General features: G+C 51.4%; 18 protein-coding genes. 17 read left to right on the forward strand and 1 reads right to left on the reverse strand.

The window, feature by feature from the left end:
- Window positions 1-91 precede the first annotated feature (91 nt).
- The 11 genes from C1752_RS27130 (at window position 92) to C1752_RS27180 (ending at window position 9,309) form a co-directional block, all read left to right on the forward strand.
- Window positions 92-367, forward strand: a complete 276-nt coding sequence (locus C1752_RS27130) for a hypothetical protein (RefSeq protein WP_110989163.1) — start codon at window positions 92-94, stop codon at window positions 365-367.
- Window positions 368-420: 53 nt separating this feature from the next.
- A complete protein-coding gene (locus C1752_RS27135; protein ID WP_110989164.1) occupies window positions 421-1,266 on the forward strand; it encodes a sigma-70 family RNA polymerase sigma factor in 846 nt (281 codons plus the stop codon).
- A gap of 56 nt (window positions 1,267-1,322) precedes the next feature.
- A complete protein-coding gene (locus C1752_RS27140; RefSeq protein ID WP_110989165.1) occupies window positions 1,323-1,745 on the forward strand; it encodes a hypothetical protein in 423 nt (140 codons plus the stop codon).
- On the forward strand, window positions 1,745-2,089 hold the full coding sequence (locus tag C1752_RS28200) for a hypothetical protein (protein ID WP_146242467.1): 345 nt from the start codon (window positions 1,745-1,747) through the stop codon (window positions 2,087-2,089). Before C1752_RS27140 ends, C1752_RS28200 begins: the two co-directional genes overlap by 1 nt.
- The gene (locus C1752_RS27145) at window positions 2,028-4,835 is read left to right on the forward strand and encodes a putative type IV secretion/conjugal transfer ATPase (protein WP_110989166.1); all 2,808 of its coding nucleotides are present in this window, start codon (window positions 2,028-2,030) and stop codon (window positions 4,833-4,835) included. The genes C1752_RS28200 and C1752_RS27145 overlap by 62 nt, the downstream gene beginning before the upstream one ends.
- Window positions 4,836-4,857: 22 nt before the next feature.
- Entirely contained in the window at window positions 4,858-5,154 is a 297-nt protein-coding gene (locus C1752_RS27150) for a hypothetical protein (RefSeq protein WP_110989167.1), read from the forward strand.
- A 29-nt stretch (window positions 5,155-5,183) separates the two neighbouring features.
- Window positions 5,184-5,975 carry a hypothetical protein gene (locus C1752_RS27155; RefSeq protein ID WP_110989168.1) on the forward strand — a complete coding sequence of 264 codons (792 nt, stop codon included), beginning with the start codon at window positions 5,184-5,186 and terminating at the stop codon, window positions 5,973-5,975.
- Between the two features lie 48 nt (window positions 5,976-6,023).
- Window positions 6,024-6,428, forward strand: coding sequence for a hypothetical protein (locus tag C1752_RS27160; RefSeq protein WP_110989169.1), 405 nt, complete (start codon window positions 6,024-6,026; stop codon window positions 6,426-6,428).
- Window positions 6,428-7,630: a hypothetical protein gene (locus C1752_RS27165; protein WP_110989170.1), complete on the forward strand. Its 1,203-nt coding sequence runs from the start codon at window positions 6,428-6,430 to the stop codon at window positions 7,628-7,630. The genes C1752_RS27160 and C1752_RS27165 overlap by 1 nt, the downstream gene beginning before the upstream one ends.
- Before the next feature lie 567 nt (window positions 7,631-8,197).
- Window positions 8,198-8,797, forward strand: a complete 600-nt coding sequence (locus tag C1752_RS27175) for a tetratricopeptide repeat protein (RefSeq protein ID WP_146242468.1) — start codon at window positions 8,198-8,200, stop codon at window positions 8,795-8,797.
- 17 nt (window positions 8,798-8,814) lie between these two features.
- Window positions 8,815-9,309 (forward strand): hypothetical protein, encoded by a 495-nt coding sequence (locus tag C1752_RS27180; RefSeq protein ID WP_110989173.1) that lies wholly within the window; start codon window positions 8,815-8,817, stop codon window positions 9,307-9,309.
- A 2-nt stretch (window positions 9,310-9,311) separates the two neighbouring features.
- On the opposite strand, the gene C1752_RS27185 is transcribed toward C1752_RS27180, so the two are convergent.
- A complete protein-coding gene (locus C1752_RS27185) occupies window positions 9,312-9,776 on the reverse strand; it encodes a DUF29 domain-containing protein (RefSeq protein ID WP_110989179.1) in 465 nt (154 codons plus the stop codon).
- A gap of 137 nt (window positions 9,777-9,913) precedes the next feature.
- On the opposite strand from C1752_RS27185, the gene C1752_RS27190 reads away from it, so the two are divergent.
- From C1752_RS27190 to C1752_RS27215, 6 genes are all read left to right on the forward strand, one after another.
- On the forward strand, window positions 9,914-10,726 hold the full coding sequence (locus C1752_RS27190) for a hypothetical protein (RefSeq protein ID WP_110989174.1): 813 nt from the start codon (window positions 9,914-9,916) through the stop codon (window positions 10,724-10,726).
- Window positions 10,710-12,107, forward strand: coding sequence for a hypothetical protein (locus C1752_RS27195; RefSeq protein ID WP_110989175.1), 1,398 nt, complete (start codon window positions 10,710-10,712; stop codon window positions 12,105-12,107). The genes C1752_RS27190 and C1752_RS27195 overlap by 17 nt, the downstream gene beginning before the upstream one ends.
- 5 nt (window positions 12,108-12,112) lie before the next feature.
- Window positions 12,113-13,522 carry a hypothetical protein gene (locus tag C1752_RS27200; protein WP_110989176.1) on the forward strand — a complete coding sequence of 470 codons (1,410 nt, stop codon included), beginning with the start codon at window positions 12,113-12,115 and terminating at the stop codon, window positions 13,520-13,522.
- Window positions 13,519-15,222 (forward strand): M23 family metallopeptidase, encoded by a 1,704-nt coding sequence (locus C1752_RS27205; protein WP_110989177.1) that lies wholly within the window; start codon window positions 13,519-13,521, stop codon window positions 15,220-15,222. The genes C1752_RS27200 and C1752_RS27205 overlap by 4 nt, the downstream gene beginning before the upstream one ends.
- A 9-nt stretch (window positions 15,223-15,231) precedes the next feature.
- The gene (locus C1752_RS27210) at window positions 15,232-15,861 is read left to right on the forward strand and encodes a hypothetical protein (protein ID WP_110989178.1); all 630 of its coding nucleotides are present in this window, start codon (window positions 15,232-15,234) and stop codon (window positions 15,859-15,861) included.
- A partial coding sequence (locus tag C1752_RS27215) for a hypothetical protein (RefSeq protein WP_146242469.1) occupies window positions 15,861-16,218 on the forward strand: 358 nt, incomplete at its 3' end. The genes C1752_RS27210 and C1752_RS27215, both read left to right, overlap by 1 nt.

The raw sequence follows: 16,218 nt of genomic DNA on the forward strand, positions 1-16,218 counted from the left end.
TTAATACCCCACTACCGAACGAACTTTGACGGGCTTGAGCGGTAGTGGGGAGGTCTCCTAAGTATGGAAAACACCACACTGGAGTATTTCTATGATACCTGCACAACATACGACAGGCATTGCCTGTGGCGGTAAGCATCGCTGCTGGCTAGCCGTCTCTATTGGCCTTGCCTTCTTTCTGGCTACCCTATCGAGCGCCAAACCTGCACAGGCTCTGTTCATTAACGGGTCTGAGTCATTTATTGCTCAATCTTTCCCACACGCTCGGGGCTTCTTCCCCTTCGCCGCGAAAGCCTTTGTGGTTTTGAGTCTGACTTCTATCGCGCTTAGCTCCAACGGTTCAGATTCAACAAACGAGAATTCCTAAGTTCGGCTGAGCGCAATGACGCGCTTCAGCCACGCATTTGTGCAGGATTGCCGATGATTAAATCCCCACCACTGGAACTAATCCGAGCAGCCCAGGCCAACGATCGGCGGGCCAGGGACAGAGTATTCTCTGCCTCCTACGAATTCGTGTCGATGATCGCTAAGCGGTGGTCAAGTCGATACGCATGGCTTGAATATGACGATTGCCTACAGGCAGGATTTGAAGGAATCCCTGTCGCCATTGAGCGCTTCGACTTTTCAGAAGGCGTTCAATTCTTCACCTATGCCAAATATGCAGTCTCAAACAGTATCCAAAAGCTGAAAAGAGCTGAAGAGAAACAGCATCGAACCTACGAAAAAGCTGTTTCTGCCTACAGCGTTCCAATTGTTGAACCCCTGAGCTGGATTAGTGAGGCCCAATATAATCGCTCTCTCCGCCGTCGCATTTACAGGGCGCTGAAGTCTTTTTCTCGCCTCCTCCGCAAGTGGGTGTTCCTTCGTTTGCTGGGTCGCTCCTATGTCAGTATTGCCGAACGCTTCAACGTCACGCGGCATCAGGTTGCAACTGAAGTGAAAGCTGCGATGCAAGTCTTGCGGCGGCGGCTGTTTCCAAAAGCCTATCGCTTCAAGCAGTCTTTGAAAACTTCACTGACACCCGGACAGGTGACTCGCCACAAGCCTGTTCCTGCTGTCAGTCCCACCCCGATTCAAGCGGTATTCAACCGACTGAGAACGCTTAGCAGCGGCTTACTTAAGTCTGTGCAAAAGCGGGTTAGTCGAGCAATGCCAGCATTTCGCTTGAACTCGAAAAGGTCTAGCGACCATTCCGTCCAGCGTGCCAGCAGTCCTGTTGAGGCAGTCTCTGCGCCAGGGTTCGGTAGACCGCCGCCCCCTGGATAGACTGCCCATACTTGTGTCCAAAATCCAGTTCTTCATTACTAACAAAGGAAAAACCAATGCTTGGTCCTCTGTATATTCCGCATGTGATCTTTTCCGCGATCGTCGTTTGTATCTGGGCCTACCCCCGGATTGCAAAGCGCTACTCCAAATACACCGCCCGTCTGACAATCGGGGTGATGGGATTCCTGGGTTTCAATATTCTCACCACCCTTCCAGCGCGGGCGCAGTTCCTTAACGGTGGCAGAGAGTTCTTCAGGACTTCGTTCCCTGACACCACCGAACTGACGGACCTCCTCTTTAACATCATGCTGGCTGTCTATGTCATCTATATTGCTGTCTCTGCCTACCGGGTCTTCGGAGCCATGCGTTCAGAAGAAGGGGGAGAGTGGATCGAGATTGCTAAGACCCCTCTCAAGATTATTCTGGCGATCACCGTCATTGACTCCATGATTGCCTTAGTCGTTGATGGTGCTGGGTAGTGGCCAAATACCCTCTCACCGTTAGGAAAGCCCTGGGGAAGAAGGCTTCTCTGGGGCCAATTCCAGCAGACATGGTGGTGCCGTCCATCATGGGCTTCATCCTGGCATTGATGGCTAGGGGTGCCTTCAACCTCGACTGGCCGGTGGCCGTGATGCTCTGTGCGATGAGCTTCGTGTTCTACTTCTTCCTAGTCGGTCCCAAAAGCTGGAAGTTCTACAGCCTGTTCATCAAGACCCCGACCCTGATGCGGATTATTCCTCGATACTTGAGTCCCAGCAGCTATGAAAGAAACCAAAGCCAGAAGAAAAGTCGCCGGACTAAAGGGAACCGTCGTCGGCGCTGAAGACTGCCTCAACGTCGCTGAGATTGTTGACTACCAGATGGAGGAGCACCAAGTGGGTGCTTACCAACTCCATAAGCGAGACAACATCAAGAATACGGATGTCTATCAACTGGTGTTTGGCTTTGAGGTGTCAGGCATCCATAGCTTTGCTTCCCCCCAAGACCTAGAAGATGCCACCCATAAGCTTGCTGCTGGCCTCAAGTCTGCCCCTCAGGGTGAAAGCCTCACCCTGAGGCTAACCACCGAATCGAACTGCGACCGTCGCACCCGCCAGTTGCAGAAGCTCCTTCAACGCGCCGGGTCGCCCGAGATTAGGTATCTGCTGCAAAAGGAACTCGAACGACTGCAGCAGATCTCACAGAAGGGCATCCGCCAGCCTAAGACGCTGCGGGCCTACTGCACCTACAGCCCTTATCAAGCAAAGGCAAAAGATGATTGGTACGACAAAGTATCGGTGCAGCTTATGTCCATCTGGGATAAGTGCACCGACCAAGTTGATATCAAGGCACAGCAGGCGTTTGCCGACCTCTACGGGGATGCCTACGCCAATGGGTTCCTGGACTGGCTGCTGTACTTCGAGCAGCAGCTAGAGATATCCGTCACGCCCCTGTCTGCCGATGATCTGTGGGAAGACCTGTGGTATCGCTTTAACCGAGAGGAAGCGCCGGAGCTGCCCCAACGGGTTGTGTATACCCCAGAGGGAATCGAAGAGATCTACCATTCCCAGGCCCACTTTACCGGCCATCTGTTCAAGGAGAATGTACCTGATTTAGATCCGCGCTGGATTCGCAACAGGGGCCAGTTTACGGGAGTATTGGTCTTTCAAGAGAAACCCTTTGGATGGGCGACCCCCCAGCAGCAGCTCCAGTACCTGTGGAAGCCGATCACCGCCGATGATTGGCATGACTGCGAAGTGGTGACTGAGCTGCGGCCTGCCAATCAGAAGCAGGCGCTGCAGGGGGCAACCGACCTCGCCAAAGGAGCCAATCGTCAGGCCAATAACGCCGATAACAAGAAGAAGATTAATCGTCTGGCCGAAAAGAGCAAAGAAGCGGCCATTGGAACCACCGATGCCCTCCTCGATGGTGAGGTGGCTTACTACGTCTCGACGGTCTTTTTGGTCCATCGCAAAACCCCGCGCCAGCTTGATATGGCTTGCGACAAGCTCTCGAAGATGTTCCGCTCACCGGCAGCGGTCGAGCGCGAGGAGCAGATTGCATGGCGGCTGTGGCTCGATACGTTTCCGGTGGTGATGCGAAAGATGCTGGCCCAGGTGCCCACCGACCGCCGCAGCATGTACTTCAGTAGTGAGGTGCCCGGTCTTGCGCCGCTACTCCGTACTCGCACCCCGGCCTTGAGCGGGTATGAATTCATCGCTGAGTGTGGCACACCTGTCTGTGTGGACCTGTATAAGCAGCATCAGCATATGGGCTTCTTTGCGACCCAGCGTGGGGGCAAGTCTGTTACTATCGGTGGCATTTTGAGCCACGGGTTAGCTAATGATATTCCCACCGTCATTTTGGACTACCCCAAAGGCAATGGTTCGAGTACCTATAAGTATTACAGCGCCTTCTTGCCGGACGCAGAGTACTTTGATATTGCCGAAGAATCAAACAACATCTTTGAAGCTCCTGATTGGCGACATCTCACCGTAAAGGAACAGAAGCAGCGCTTTAACAGCTTTCGAGAGTTCCTGGAAGGTGCGCTGCTGCTGCTGGTTAACAGCGGTAGTCAGGATGAGAAGCTGACGATGACGCTGCGAACGATCTTTGGCATCGCGCTCAGGGAGTTTTTCTCTGATCCTGGCATTCAGGCTCGATACCAGAAGGCGATGGATGGCGGGTTTGGCTCTGAAGATTGGAAGGAGACACCCACTCTACGAGACTTCAAGGCATTTTGCTCTAAGGCACGACTGCCTGATATCAAGGGCAATACAGAAGACAACGATAAAGCGCTGGGTCTGATCAATCAGCGGCTAGAGTACTGGCTCCATAGCTCAGTGGGTAAGGCTATCAGCCAGCCATCGAGCTTCCCCACCGATGCCAAGATGATCGTTTTTGCCCTGCGAAACTTGGGCACAGAAGAAGATGCTGCAGTACTGGCGCTGTCTGCCTACGCTGCTGCCCTGCGTCGGTCTTTAGAGCATGACAAGAGCATCTTCTTTATTGACGAAAGCCCGATTCTGTTTAAGTTTGATGCGATTGCGCGGCTGATTGCGACCCTAACGGCCAACGGTGGTAAGTCTGGCATTCGGGTGCTGTTGTCGGCTCAGGATGTCGATAGCATCGGTGAGAGTCCAGTCGGCTCTCAAATCCTGCAGAACTTAACGATGGTGTTAATTGGGTTTATCAAGCCGAGTGCGGTGGCTTCCTTCGTTAAGTACTTGGGCTACCCAGAAGCGCTGATTCGAGAGAATACAAAATTCAAGCTCAATGCCAGTGACCTGTACTCTCGTTGGCTGATTATCGACGATGCGGCAAAGACGAAAGTGCGTCACTATGACACACCGGAGCGATTGGCCCTGCTAGCCAACAACCCCGATGAAGAGCGCAAGCGTGATGAGGTCTTTGCCGCTGTATCGGACAAGTACGAAGCCCTAGAGCAGTTCACAGCGCTGCTGTGGGAGTCCATCAAAACGGGCCAGAAGTTCTACGAGGATGAAGAAGAAGTGAAGCCTGAGGTACTGCCACAGGTCGAGAAACGGCCTCTGTTGTTGGCGGGTAACTTTACTGATGATGCGGCTTAAGGGTTCGTAGAAGGGAGCAAGTATGTTTCACATTATCGATCTCATCACCAATGTTTTGCTGCTTACTCTGGCAATAGTTGTGCTGCCCTCAGCTTTGATTGGTGGTCTCTCTGCAGTTGATTGGAACCAGCAGAGCAAGCAGAACATTAACGAGCAAGTGGAACGCGAAGATCCGCAACTGCATCAACCATCTGTCAAGCCATCAACAGAGCCAAGACGGACGTTGAGACCTCTCTTGTCCGCAGCCGACAGACAGGCTTTCCATAGCGACCCGCTAGCCCCTTTGATTCCAGACTCAAGCTCCACTTGCAATGAATAAGTGGACGTCCACATTTACTGGAGTACTCCATGAAACGAAAACGAATACGAAAACTAGCACTCATTGGTGCGATCGCCATTCCGGTATCGCTGGGTATCGGGCAGAATGCTCAGGCTGCTGATTTTTTCGGCTCAAGACTCGGCGGCTTTGCCGAAGAAGTTGGCGGCGTAGGCGGTGACCTTTTCCGAGGTGCTTTTACTGCTGTCACTGGGTTTGAAAGTCCTCAGGTGTTTGCCCAAGATATGTTCTCTGACATCCTCGGTAAGGAGAAGCTAGACATTGCTGCCGCAGGAAATGTCGAGGATTACGTGGGTGAGCTAGGTAGTGTTGACCTGCAAAGCGCTGCTGAGGACAGTCAGGATAGCCTTCGGGGGCTGATCGAGGATGGTACCGGCATCATGACCAACATGGCATCTAAAGCTCAGGAGCAATCCTTTCAACGTGCTGCCATTAGCGCCAGTGCTAAGAATACCCTGTCCCAGGAAGCTCAGTCTGCTGCAAAGGCCAGTATCCAAAATACAGGGGATACGAATCAGAAGCAGGCTGAAGCGCTGACATCTGTGATGGACTTTACCGTGACCCAAGATGTCGCTAAATATCAGGCGGTTCTGGGTCAGACCCAAAACAACATCCTCGGCGATATCAAGTCAGGTCAGATTACTGCAGCTCAGAAGCAGGCCCAGACTAATCAATTGCTCTCAAATATCGATGGGTCTCTTGAGAAAATAGCAAATCAGGGCAGTAGCTCTAAAGAAGCTTACAGCCTGCTCAATGCCAGCAAAGGCCGTTTAACCGCCCTGCAGCCAACAGGCGCGAGGTAGATTCCTCTGTACCTCTATTGCGCCTCTGTTAACAGGGGCGCTAAGAATATGTTCAAAAGACCCCAGAAGGCTCCTAAAGGCTCTGCTGCATATCGAGAGCGAGTGACAGAAATGCTGCTTCAGGAAATGACGCGAGTTGAGCCTGGGTCTCCCGCCTATACCCAGTTGCTCGAACAGTTGACAACACTGTCGAGTGAGGATGAGTTATCCGAAAAAGAGAACGATAGAAAGCGAGTTCAAAAGCTACTCAAGTCTCTTCCACAGATTTTTGCAATGCCTTGGTGGTTTCAAGTTGTTTTCATTAGTGTCATTATTTTTGGACTTGTATTGTTTATTGATGCTGTTGGTTTGTGGTTTGACTTTGATTTGCTTAGGAATGATCCCCCGCCGGTGCAAATCAGGCGGCACGCTACGCACGTTTTTCCTCCTAGCACAATTCATAGGATTCAGTGATGTTTGAATATTCTCCCCTCACATCTGATCAACTCCTTTATGTTGAACCATCAGAGTACATTGGCCAGTCGAAAACGGTTTGGCGAAATCATCATAATCGAAAACTATTTTTAAGTCTCTGTCTAGTAGCATTTATTACTTTGATTTACCTCGTTTTGCCACATGAAGCGACGGCTCAAGGCCCAATTGATGTAATCATTGAAGCCGGTACAGCCGTTCAAGAAGCAGTGTCAGATTCAGTTGAAGATATATGGGAAGATCAGCTTCCATTGTTTATGACACTTCTTAGCCAACTGTCTGTTGCAATCGCTGTTATTTCAATTATTGTTCTTGGTATGGAGTTGGTGCAAGAGCAAATTGATTGGGGGTATTTCACTTGGCAACGTGCAGTAATCCCTCTAGTGATGATGGGAGTAATTAGTCAAATAACTTTTATGGCTGATGTTGCCTATGGCCTGAGAAATGAGTTTAATCAGCTCAGCACCAACGCCTATGAAACCTTCGGTATCCTGGAAACGATTGGTGAGGCAGGCGATGCTGATGCTTTGCCAAATGTTTTGTCATCAATATTTGAAGAATGTAATAAAGAAACAGTTGTTGATAGCAGGGCTTGTGCAGAAGATGCAATTGAGCAATCTGAGGCTATTTTAGATATTGAGGAAAGAAACTATCCTGGTGCGGGATGGATCGCATTTTACCGCAACCGAATTGAGGAATTTTCATCGAATATCTTGGATGATGGATTTAGTCTTTCAACTATTCCTGAAGTGTTTAGAGATATTAGTTTATCTTTTGTTCAGAACCAAATTACTGGATTATTTCTTTTTATATCTACGGGCCTCCAAGGTGCCATTCAGATACTATTTGAGGTTGTCCTATTTGTAACTTCATTGTTACTTCCTCTTGCCGTAGCAAGGTCTATTTCAGAAGGCTTTGGACCACTTGTTGCTTGGTTCTTAAAGATGTTTGAATTCGCGTTGGTCAAGTTCCTGTACACCATACTTATTGGCATATCTAGTCTGATCTATATCAATGCCGGAGGAATAGGTGGAGGGATATGGTTTACCATGTTGGTTGGTTTTCTGGCCCCCTTACTTGCTTTTGGGATGCTTGCTGGCGGTGGCCTATCTGTTGTTCAAGGAATTATTGGAGCGGCTGGTTCTGTGGCGGGTGTTGCCGTGAAGGTTGCGAGGGCTATTTGATCGTCCAGCCTTTTTCTTTGTCGTAAACAGGTCGAGGAGAGGCGTTGTTGCTCTTCATGATGCTGGGGTGGTCTGGATTTCGTTTTTCCCATTGACGTCTCTCGCGGTACTCCGACCTGAGCTTCCTGCCTCTGGAACTCCATTCTTTCAATCCTAGGTCATTAGCCACGACGGTAGTTCTGATTGCTCTTTTTTCTTTCAAGTACCAGCGCTCAGTAGGGCTACACATGAGATCCCTGACGTAATTCCCTGTGCGCGTAGACATATTTCTCCGCTCACACTTTTCTTTCAGGGTGATTTTTTCGCTCTTTAAATATCTTAAATCTTTCGTTGACCAAGTGAGATGTCTAGCCTCTGTTGCTGCTGGATAAACTATAGTGACATATAGGTATAAGAGCACAGATGCTGTTATACCTGGAAATGTGCATAATAGCCGAATAAATGTGAAGTATGTATGCCCGTTAAAGTACCCTGCTAAATAGTTGTTTATACCTCGGTTGCTCATTGGATTCTCCTTCTCTCTGCCTTCTCTGATCTATTATTTTTGTATTTGTTCCTGGAGGCTTTGTGCTGAAACGAATTAGCTCTGTATTAGCAATTCTCCCGCTGATGTTTGCGGCCCCAGTAGTGGCTGGCGAGTCTGATCGTTTGCCTAGAACGATGCAGACGTTTCTTGGGGCGCAGCAACTGGTCTCGGAACAGCGATTTGATGAGGCGCTCCCACTTTATTGGGAGACATTTGAAACGACTCGCGATCCCATGTTGAAACGATTGGCGGCAACAGGTGTTCTCCATTTACACCTAACTGCAGGTTTTTATCATAAGCGGTCTCCTGAGAAGGTCATCCCTCATTTGGATGAAGCATTGAAGCTCAAGCCTGATTTATCTAATGCGTGGCATGACAAAGGCATTGCCCACTGTGAGTTGAAGCAGTATTCCGCATGTGATCAATCTTTAACAATGGCAATTAAACATTCTCGACCTGAGCATGAGTATTTAATAGTTTGGAAAAGGGCAATGCATAGAGCTGACATGGGTAAACGTAACCTTGCGGCTCAAGACTTTGCACTGGCTATAAAACAAGCAGTGGCTCAGGGCGAAACCAAGGCTGCACAGGCATTCGCTCTTTCTGCTAGGGCTGAAGGTATTAATATCAATCTTCCGTAGCGCAAGTTGCCCCTACGATGCACCCGATCGCAATCCCCCAGACAAGCCCAGATCGATACATCTCCTTCAAACATGCGCTGAACCTTCGGTTGCCCGATGAAGATACAGGTGAATGGCACTTCCTGAGTGCATTCTTCGACGAAGGGGAATTCACTAGCTCAAGATCAGCCCCTGTCGCTGGAGCTGGTGGCCTGGTCGATACCACTCCGTCACTCAGCGATCGCGGCGTTCGAGAAATGTCGTCCATCCTAGCAGCCCAGGAAATTTTGCCTGATGATGGCCCAGTCTACGTCGCCAACCATTACCGTGCGATCGCAGATCTATCGATGCTGGAGCTTAAAGATTGCAAAGTACCAACGATCGCAAATAACAGAGCAATTAATGCTTGGCTCGATACCGAAGAGCAGGTCAATCAGCTCGTCACTGAGTATTTGATTCCATTGCGTTCTCAGCTCAAGAAGACCAATCGGCAGGTTTTTGATCAATGGATAGCAACCGTTCGATACGAGTGAAACTACTTTTCTGGCAAAGATTCACTGTCGAGCGTCTGCTCTGCTGTGTAGGGGCAGTCTGCCGGGAAGGTCTCTAAAGGAAGCCCAGTCTCATCGGCTGCATCTTCGACGGCATCTTGGTAGCAGATATCGAACTTTGCCGTCAGATGATTCTTGAGTGATGGATAGTTCCGCAGCAATCTTCTAATTTGCTTTCTGGCTTCTCGGATAGATCCGCTCCAGCTACCAGAGCGTTTATCGGGTTGATACTGCCATTTGAGCAAGTGCATCAGCAGTCGCGTCAGTTGGCTTTCTAGCGCGTCTCTGTGCCTATTGCCCAAGTCCTCAACCTCTTCAATCAGGTTCTCAATATCTAGCTCACTAAATTTACCCTGCTTCAGTAGCTCTGCAGTCTGATCTGCCCACTCAACAAAGTCAGTGTTGTAGAGCTGTTGGTGGGGTGTGCTACTTACCTGTGTGCTGGTCATTTCATTACCAGATTCATTTGCTACCCCTAATTTGACACACAGGGCTATCAGGCAACCAAAACCAGCCTGATTTCCCACCCAATTACAGCAAATCACCTGACTTGCAATAGATAGATAGCAAGTCTAGGAGTTGTGCTGTGTTAAAAACCCTAACCCGCCCCAGGCGGACAACAGAACCACCTGAGGAGTCCTCAGAACCACTGCGGAAGTCCCCTGCCACCCGGCAGGGTAACTTCCATAAGTTTGTAGCTGCTGCCCTAGGCTTACAAATCTTCACAGCCTTGGGTGTGCTGCTGCTGGGGATGGGCTACTTACGCCTATCGAGCCGCCCTCCAGTGCTGGTGGAGCGGGCCAATGGCGAAGCATTCCAGGCAGAGCAAAAGGGGCCAGACTATCGAGACCCCAAAGCCATCCAAGAGTTTGTAGAGACCATGTACGGCTCTTTGTATAACTGGTCGAAGGTGACGACGGCCAACGCTGGCTTCAAGGCAGAGACGGGCTACCAGCGGGGCAAGGTGAATATCCCGCTGCGAATGGCCGCTGCAGAGTTTGGCCTGTCGCCCGAGGGCCAGTTTCGAGCCGGTGTCCTCGACGAGCTAGCGGAGAACTACGGCAGATATGCCCGCTCGATTCGGGCAGGGGACTTCTCGCAACTGATCAACATTCGGGCCGTGTCGAAGCCCATCCCCCTTGAAGACGGGGGCTGGAAAGTATCCATCGTGTCAGATTTGGTGATCACCTCCCGCACCGCCAGACCGGAGAATATCGGCCTCAATCAGACGGTGTATATCACCCCAGACCACCGAGATAAGCTGCCGGTGCCCACCAATGAGTTTGAGGGGCATCGCAACGAAATCAGAGCCTATGGCCTGCTGATCTACGCCATCCGCGATATCGAAATTGATGACCCTACCGTTGATGAGGATCTGAGCTATGACCGAGAAAATTAAATTCTATCCAGGGTCAGAAGCTGAGCTGGATGAGCCAGATGTCGAACAAAGCAGCGGAGAAGGCGTCGATACTTCCCCTATATCGATCGATATTCCAGACCACTCCAATCATTACGAAGATGAAGAGTCGCTGCTGCCGGAGGACTTTGATGCTGAAGATCTAGAGGTTGAGCAAGCGCGGACCCAACGGCATCCGATGCAGACGCCTTGGACAAAGATGGCTGTGGTGATGGCCGGTACAGCGGTTGCCTTCGGTCTGTTGATGATGTGGTACAACTCAGCCAAAGGCGTCAAGCTCACTAAGGAGGATGAGAAAACCGAACGAATTGAGTTTGTCACTAAAGCAGAGATCAATCAAAACAGCGATCGCATCAACAGCGCCGTTCAGAAAGGCAACATCGAGCGGAAGCTGGCCGCAGAACGACTGGCAGAGGAAGAGAAGAAGCGTCAGAAGGCAGAGAAACAAACCTCTACCCAGCGTCCCCCCGCTCGTCCGTCAACCGCTAGCCGCTCATCATCGCCTGCTCCCCCGCCCAGAACCTATCGTCCTCCCCCGCCGCGCCCTCGAATAGCCGCTCGTCCAGCTCCACCCCCACCACGACCCGCTAGTCGTCCAGCCCCAGCCCCTCAATCTGCACCCCGGCCAGCACCAGCTCCGGTCGTCGCCAAAGCTGAACCCGTGGATCGCTCTCCGGTCTATGGTGGTCAACTGCCTGCGACCCAAGCACCTCCAACGCAGCCAAATCAAGCTGATTTTGAGACTGAGCTGGTGTCCCAGGAGCCTGAGTTTAACGAGAGCTATGCCGATAATTCGCCCTTGTCTACCCAACAGAGCGCCTTCCTTCAGGGCCAGACCCTAGCCACCATCCCCTCCGGTACCACGCTCAAGGCAGATATCCAGTCAGAAGCGATCGCCTCCGATAGCGCCACCTTTACTGCCATTACCCGCGAGGAAATTGCGGGAATTCCGAAGGGAGCCAAAGTCTTGGCGCAGATTGTTCAGCTAGCCCCAGGGGGTTCCTTTGAAGCAGAAGTGATCGCACTCAATGGGGCTGAGATACCCCCTGGTTCAACTCGGATTTTGAGGGGCAATGGAAAACTGATGCGGGCCAAAGGCAGTAAGCCCAAAAAGGGCTTCTTCCAAAGTGGCCTAGGCCGGATGATCACCGGCTTTGCCCAGGATGCCGGAGAGAGCTGGGTCCGAGATCAGGTGGGGGGCAACCGGACGATCAGCAATGGTGCGAGAGATGTGCTGGTGCTGAGCGACCCGACGAGAACCTCACGGCCCCCTAACCCCAAAGATCCTAGGGAAGCTTCAGTACTCATCCCCACCGGCAGCATTGAGATCACGTTCGAGCAAGACACTCTTATTTCGAGGTAGAAAGCATGTTCAGCAAAAATATACCGGCTCTAGTTGTCGCTGGAGCTGCAACCAGCATCGCTTTATCGGCAGCATTACCGGCGCAGGCCACTCAGCGGTTAACCCTATCGCAAGCAGCAGAGAAGGCGAAAGTTCATCTCAACCCTAGTGAAGGGGTGTACATTCAGCTCCCGGCTTCTATGCCGATTTACACCTACTCCATTGACGATGGCTCTGTACTAACCCTTGGCGATAAATTCAGCCCTGGCATGAACATCCTGCGGATTGTGGGTCAGAACCCTGGAAAGACAGGCATGGGTTTGGTGGTTCAGGGCAGCTCTGGGTACCAGACGCTCAACTTCTCGGTGCATGTCGGCAAGAAGGGCAGTCAAGGGACCATTCAAATCACTGAGGATGCCCCTCAAGTTGAAGCGGAGTCGGCTCGAAAAGCGACTGATGCTGCCCTGCAAACGTCGAACTATCCGTCAGATTTGGTGCGGAGTGGCTTGAGCCTTGCCAATATTCAAGGTCAGATACCGGCAGGTTCTCCCCTCGATATTGCCGTCAACCAATGGATTGATGCTGTTGAGCAGGGTGCCAGTGAAGGTGATGCTTCTCGTCAAACCGGCGTTCAGTCCAACGTGCTGCAAAAGCTGACTGATTTGGGGCAGACGACCCCTATCGCCCAGGCCCCGACCCCTGAAGCTGCACCACCTGAGACTGCTGCTACTCCTGTTGCGGAAGCACCACCTGAGGCCACCGTCACTCCCGTTTCAGAAGTTGCTAAAACACCTGCTCTTGAGCTGGATGAGAAGCTGAAGGCTGTCAGGGAGCGGATAGCAGCTCTAGAAGAGCAGGTTGAGTCGAACACCAATGAGTTATCGGAGCAGGAGCAGATTCTGGCCCAGGTAGAAGCGCAGCAGCAAACCTTTCTGGCCCGGTTTGATGACATCGATGCCCAGAGCAAACAATTCTTAGCTGAGCTAGGGGATATCAAAGAGACTGATATTGCGTCTGTGGAATCTCCTCAACCTCAGGTCGATCAGGAGGTCGCCGCCGCTCCGGAGCCACAGCCTCAGACAGTTACAGAGACTGAAGCGACACCTGAGAGTGGTGCTGAAACACAAACCACTGTAGTGATCACACCTGAGGAGCAACCCCCTCAAGCCATTGAGGATTCAGTAGAGGTAAAAGATTCCTTAGGGGAGTTGACACCCATCGAGCTAGCCCACGCCATCAAACAAGGTTTGCACCAGAATACTGAGGACTATCCCTACCGCTCTTGGAAGTATCGGCAGGTCAATAACGCGGTCCTGATTCTCAAGCGAGGAAATTCGATTGAGACTGCCTCCAAGTGGTCGGGGATTGAACTGAAGGCTCTGAGAAAACTGGCCGGTGTAATGCCCCTTCAAGTGAGTCAGGGGGTTGTCCAATGAACCGATTAGCAGCTACTTCATTAGGAGTGATAACGCTTGCGCTGACGACCCTTCAGGCCAGCGCGATTGTAGACCCCTTCGAGAGGCCAACGTTAGACAATCTCTCGTTCGGCCAGCTACCGGCCACCGATACCAATGGTGCAATCGAGATCCCTGGTGGTCCCACTGTCCACTGGGAGCGGGGTGAATCTCCTGCTGACTACCTGCCGCTGGGTGTGATCATGGATAGCCTGGGGGCAGGAGATCTGACGCTCAATGAGATTGGTGATGCCATCGGGATTAGTCCCGGCGATTACACCCTGGATGATTTTTTCCCAGTCAAATGGCAAACCCTTCAGCATTTAGTCGATGCGGTTCCCGAACTGCCGAACTATCGAGTTGCCGATGTAAAGCCGATATTTGATGCATTGGGCGGTCAATATGCCGATTCTCTGATCGTCAATTTACCGACTGAAGCCCTCTCCCAGACCCTCGATGTTGACAAGCTGGTGGATTACTCAATCCACGATATCCCCAACCTAGCCAATACGCCCCTTGATCACTTTGACCGTGCGGGATGGTCAGAGATCTATGGGATTCCCGGCTTAGAGGATCTGCCGCTGAGCAATTACCCCACTGCTCTCAAGCAGCCGTTCTGGGCAAAAGTGGATATTGTCTACGGCGATAAGGAATCGACGCGTAGAGACACCATTACCGGGTCTGTTCAGGAGAATAGCTGGTCGGTCCCTTGCGAGAAGCCCTGTGCCTACCTAGAGATGACCAATGCTCACACCACCAGCGGTAACTTGAGCAAGTTTGGCTATCACGGTAAGCATTATATTGCCGGTGACTTCCAGAAGGTTAAAGGGGGCTGGGCCGGTCAAGAGAGCAACTGGGTGGGCGGCTACGAACCGACCGGCCAGCTTCCCTTCGGTGATTTTGCCAAGGTCTCTGCCTCAGACTTGACCGAACAGAAGGGTAAAGGCCAGTTGCGGCTGAACTACCGATATTGTGAGCGGAGCTTTGGGGTGACGAAAGCCTGTACCCCTTATGGCGTTACAGGTGGGATCTTGTCTACTCCCTTTCTGCCATTCAAAGAGACCGGGATTATTCCCGTGATGGCCCTGACGGGGGCACCCGCGAACAACGGCAGTCCATCGAAGGAGGACACAGCCGACGTTGATAAAACGGATCCGCGTAAAGCAGAAGGGGGAGCCAGTAGCCCGATCAGTGGCATTAATCCGCCGAAGCTTGGCTCGTCTGAGCAGGGGCAGTCGAGTACGCAGCCGTCCCCTGCCGAGGAAGAGGAGTGTGAAGGACCGCCTCTACGTCCTGGTGCGGGTTATCGGATTACGAGCGGTTATGGCCCTCGCCCTCGCCCCTGCCCTACCTGCTCTAGTTTCCATAAGGGAGTAGATATTGGAACCCCTATGGGTACTCCACTTCAAGCTGCACAAACAGGCACAATTGTCGAAACTAGGGTTGCTCAATTTAATGGACTTTTTGTGAAGATCAAAGCCTGTGATGGCTGGACATACTCCTATCTTCACCTAAGCGAAGTTTGGTTGAAGGAGGGGCAGAAGGTAGAGAAAGGGGAAAGTATTGCCAAAAGTGGAGGTGTTGGACCTTTAGCAGGATCTTCCACTGGTCCTCATCTTCACGTCAGTACACTGAACCCAAGTGGCACTGCAGTAGATCCCAATGGCTACATCAATTTCTGAGGATTATCTATGAAAATGAAACGTGCTGGAATTCTTCTTCTTCTGCTCGCTATTTCCATCGCAATGGTGAGAGTGCTTGTCGGTACCAGCACTCCAGCGAGTTCTAGTAGCAACAATCGCCCTGAGATTCCGGTAGATAAAGACTGTAGGGCCGAAGGTTGGACACACACACTAATTGGGGAGTCATCGGAAGCAGGCGTTCGTTATCAACTGGTTGATAGCCAAGATCCCGATGGCTACTATCACCTGAATGTCGTTCAAGTCGATAATGCCGGATGCAAGGCTCTCACCTATCCAGGGGATGATCATCCCATTCTTGGTAATCATGTTCCTTACGCAGTTGCTGTAGATCTTGCAAAAGCAAGTTGGTCTAGGGATATGGAAACTATGGGCGGCAAACAACAAATGGAGCAGCGCTTAGCTTCAACAACAGTTTCCCTAGATCTTGGTGACAACATTGATCTCTATTCCTGGGATTTAGCAGCCTTGGATCAGCTTGGGGTTAACTATCCCGATTATGTAAAACCTCTGGATGAATTTGCCAGCCGTTCCGAAGCCCAAGAATACTATGAGCCGATTTATACAAAGCAATGGCAAAAGGAAAATAATTACGACAATCGTTTTCATGGAGCAGACTAATGCCTAGCCAAAGCCCAAGAGTAGATACGACATCCGCACGATCGGCAGAATCCGAAACGCGACAGACGACTGAAAAGACCGCAACGCTGCTGTTGCTATTGCTCAAGCAGTGGAAGCATCACGCGCCTCCCGACATCCAGGCAAAGATCGGCCCCAACCCTGAAGTGTCAGTGCGGGTGGGTGAAGAAGTCTATAAGGGTTTGGCTGACAGCCCCGCGATACGAGCCATTCCCAAAGATGATTTAGACTACCTGAAAATTGCCACCGGCATGGCTCAGGGATATTCCCATGCCGACCTGACGCGAGATGTGGAGATCAAGGTAGGGGGTCGCAAAGTCTTCGAGGTGGCCGGTGGTA

It is taken from the genome of Acaryochloris thomasi RCC1774 (assembly GCF_003231495.1).
GTDB lineage: Bacteria > Cyanobacteriota > Cyanobacteriia > Thermosynechococcales > Thermosynechococcaceae > RCC1774.

Coding starts and splice junctions, on each gene's coding strand:
- C1752_RS27140 (WP_110989165.1), top strand. CDS start 1,323: ATGCTTGGTCCTCTGTATATTCCGCATGTGATCTTTTCCGCGATCGTC.
- C1752_RS27180 (WP_110989173.1), top strand. CDS start 8,815: ATGCACCCGATCGCAATCCCCCAGACAAGCCCAGATCGATACATCTCC.
- C1752_RS27130 (WP_110989163.1), top strand. CDS start 92: ATGATACCTGCACAACATACGACAGGCATTGCCTGTGGCGGTAAGCAT.
- C1752_RS27200 (WP_110989176.1), top strand. CDS start 12,113: ATGTTCAGCAAAAATATACCGGCTCTAGTTGTCGCTGGAGCTGCAACC.
- C1752_RS27135 (WP_110989164.1), top strand. CDS start 421: ATGATTAAATCCCCACCACTGGAACTAATCCGAGCAGCCCAGGCCAAC.
- C1752_RS27185 (WP_110989179.1), bottom strand. CDS start 9,776: ATGACCAGCACACAGGTAAGTAGCACACCCCACCAACAGCTCTACAAC.
- C1752_RS27210 (WP_110989178.1), top strand. CDS start 15,232: ATGAAAATGAAACGTGCTGGAATTCTTCTTCTTCTGCTCGCTATTTCC.
- C1752_RS27155 (WP_110989168.1), top strand. CDS start 5,184: ATGAAACGAAAACGAATACGAAAACTAGCACTCATTGGTGCGATCGCC.
- C1752_RS27145 (WP_110989166.1), top strand. CDS start 2,028: ATGAAAGAAACCAAAGCCAGAAGAAAAGTCGCCGGACTAAAGGGAACC.
- C1752_RS27195 (WP_110989175.1), top strand. CDS start 10,710: ATGACCGAGAAAATTAAATTCTATCCAGGGTCAGAAGCTGAGCTGGAT.
- C1752_RS27160 (WP_110989169.1), top strand. CDS start 6,024: ATGTTCAAAAGACCCCAGAAGGCTCCTAAAGGCTCTGCTGCATATCGA.
- C1752_RS27205 (WP_110989177.1), top strand. CDS start 13,519: ATGAACCGATTAGCAGCTACTTCATTAGGAGTGATAACGCTTGCGCTG.
- C1752_RS27165 (WP_110989170.1), top strand. CDS start 6,428: ATGTTTGAATATTCTCCCCTCACATCTGATCAACTCCTTTATGTTGAA.
- C1752_RS27150 (WP_110989167.1), top strand. CDS start 4,858: ATGTTTCACATTATCGATCTCATCACCAATGTTTTGCTGCTTACTCTG.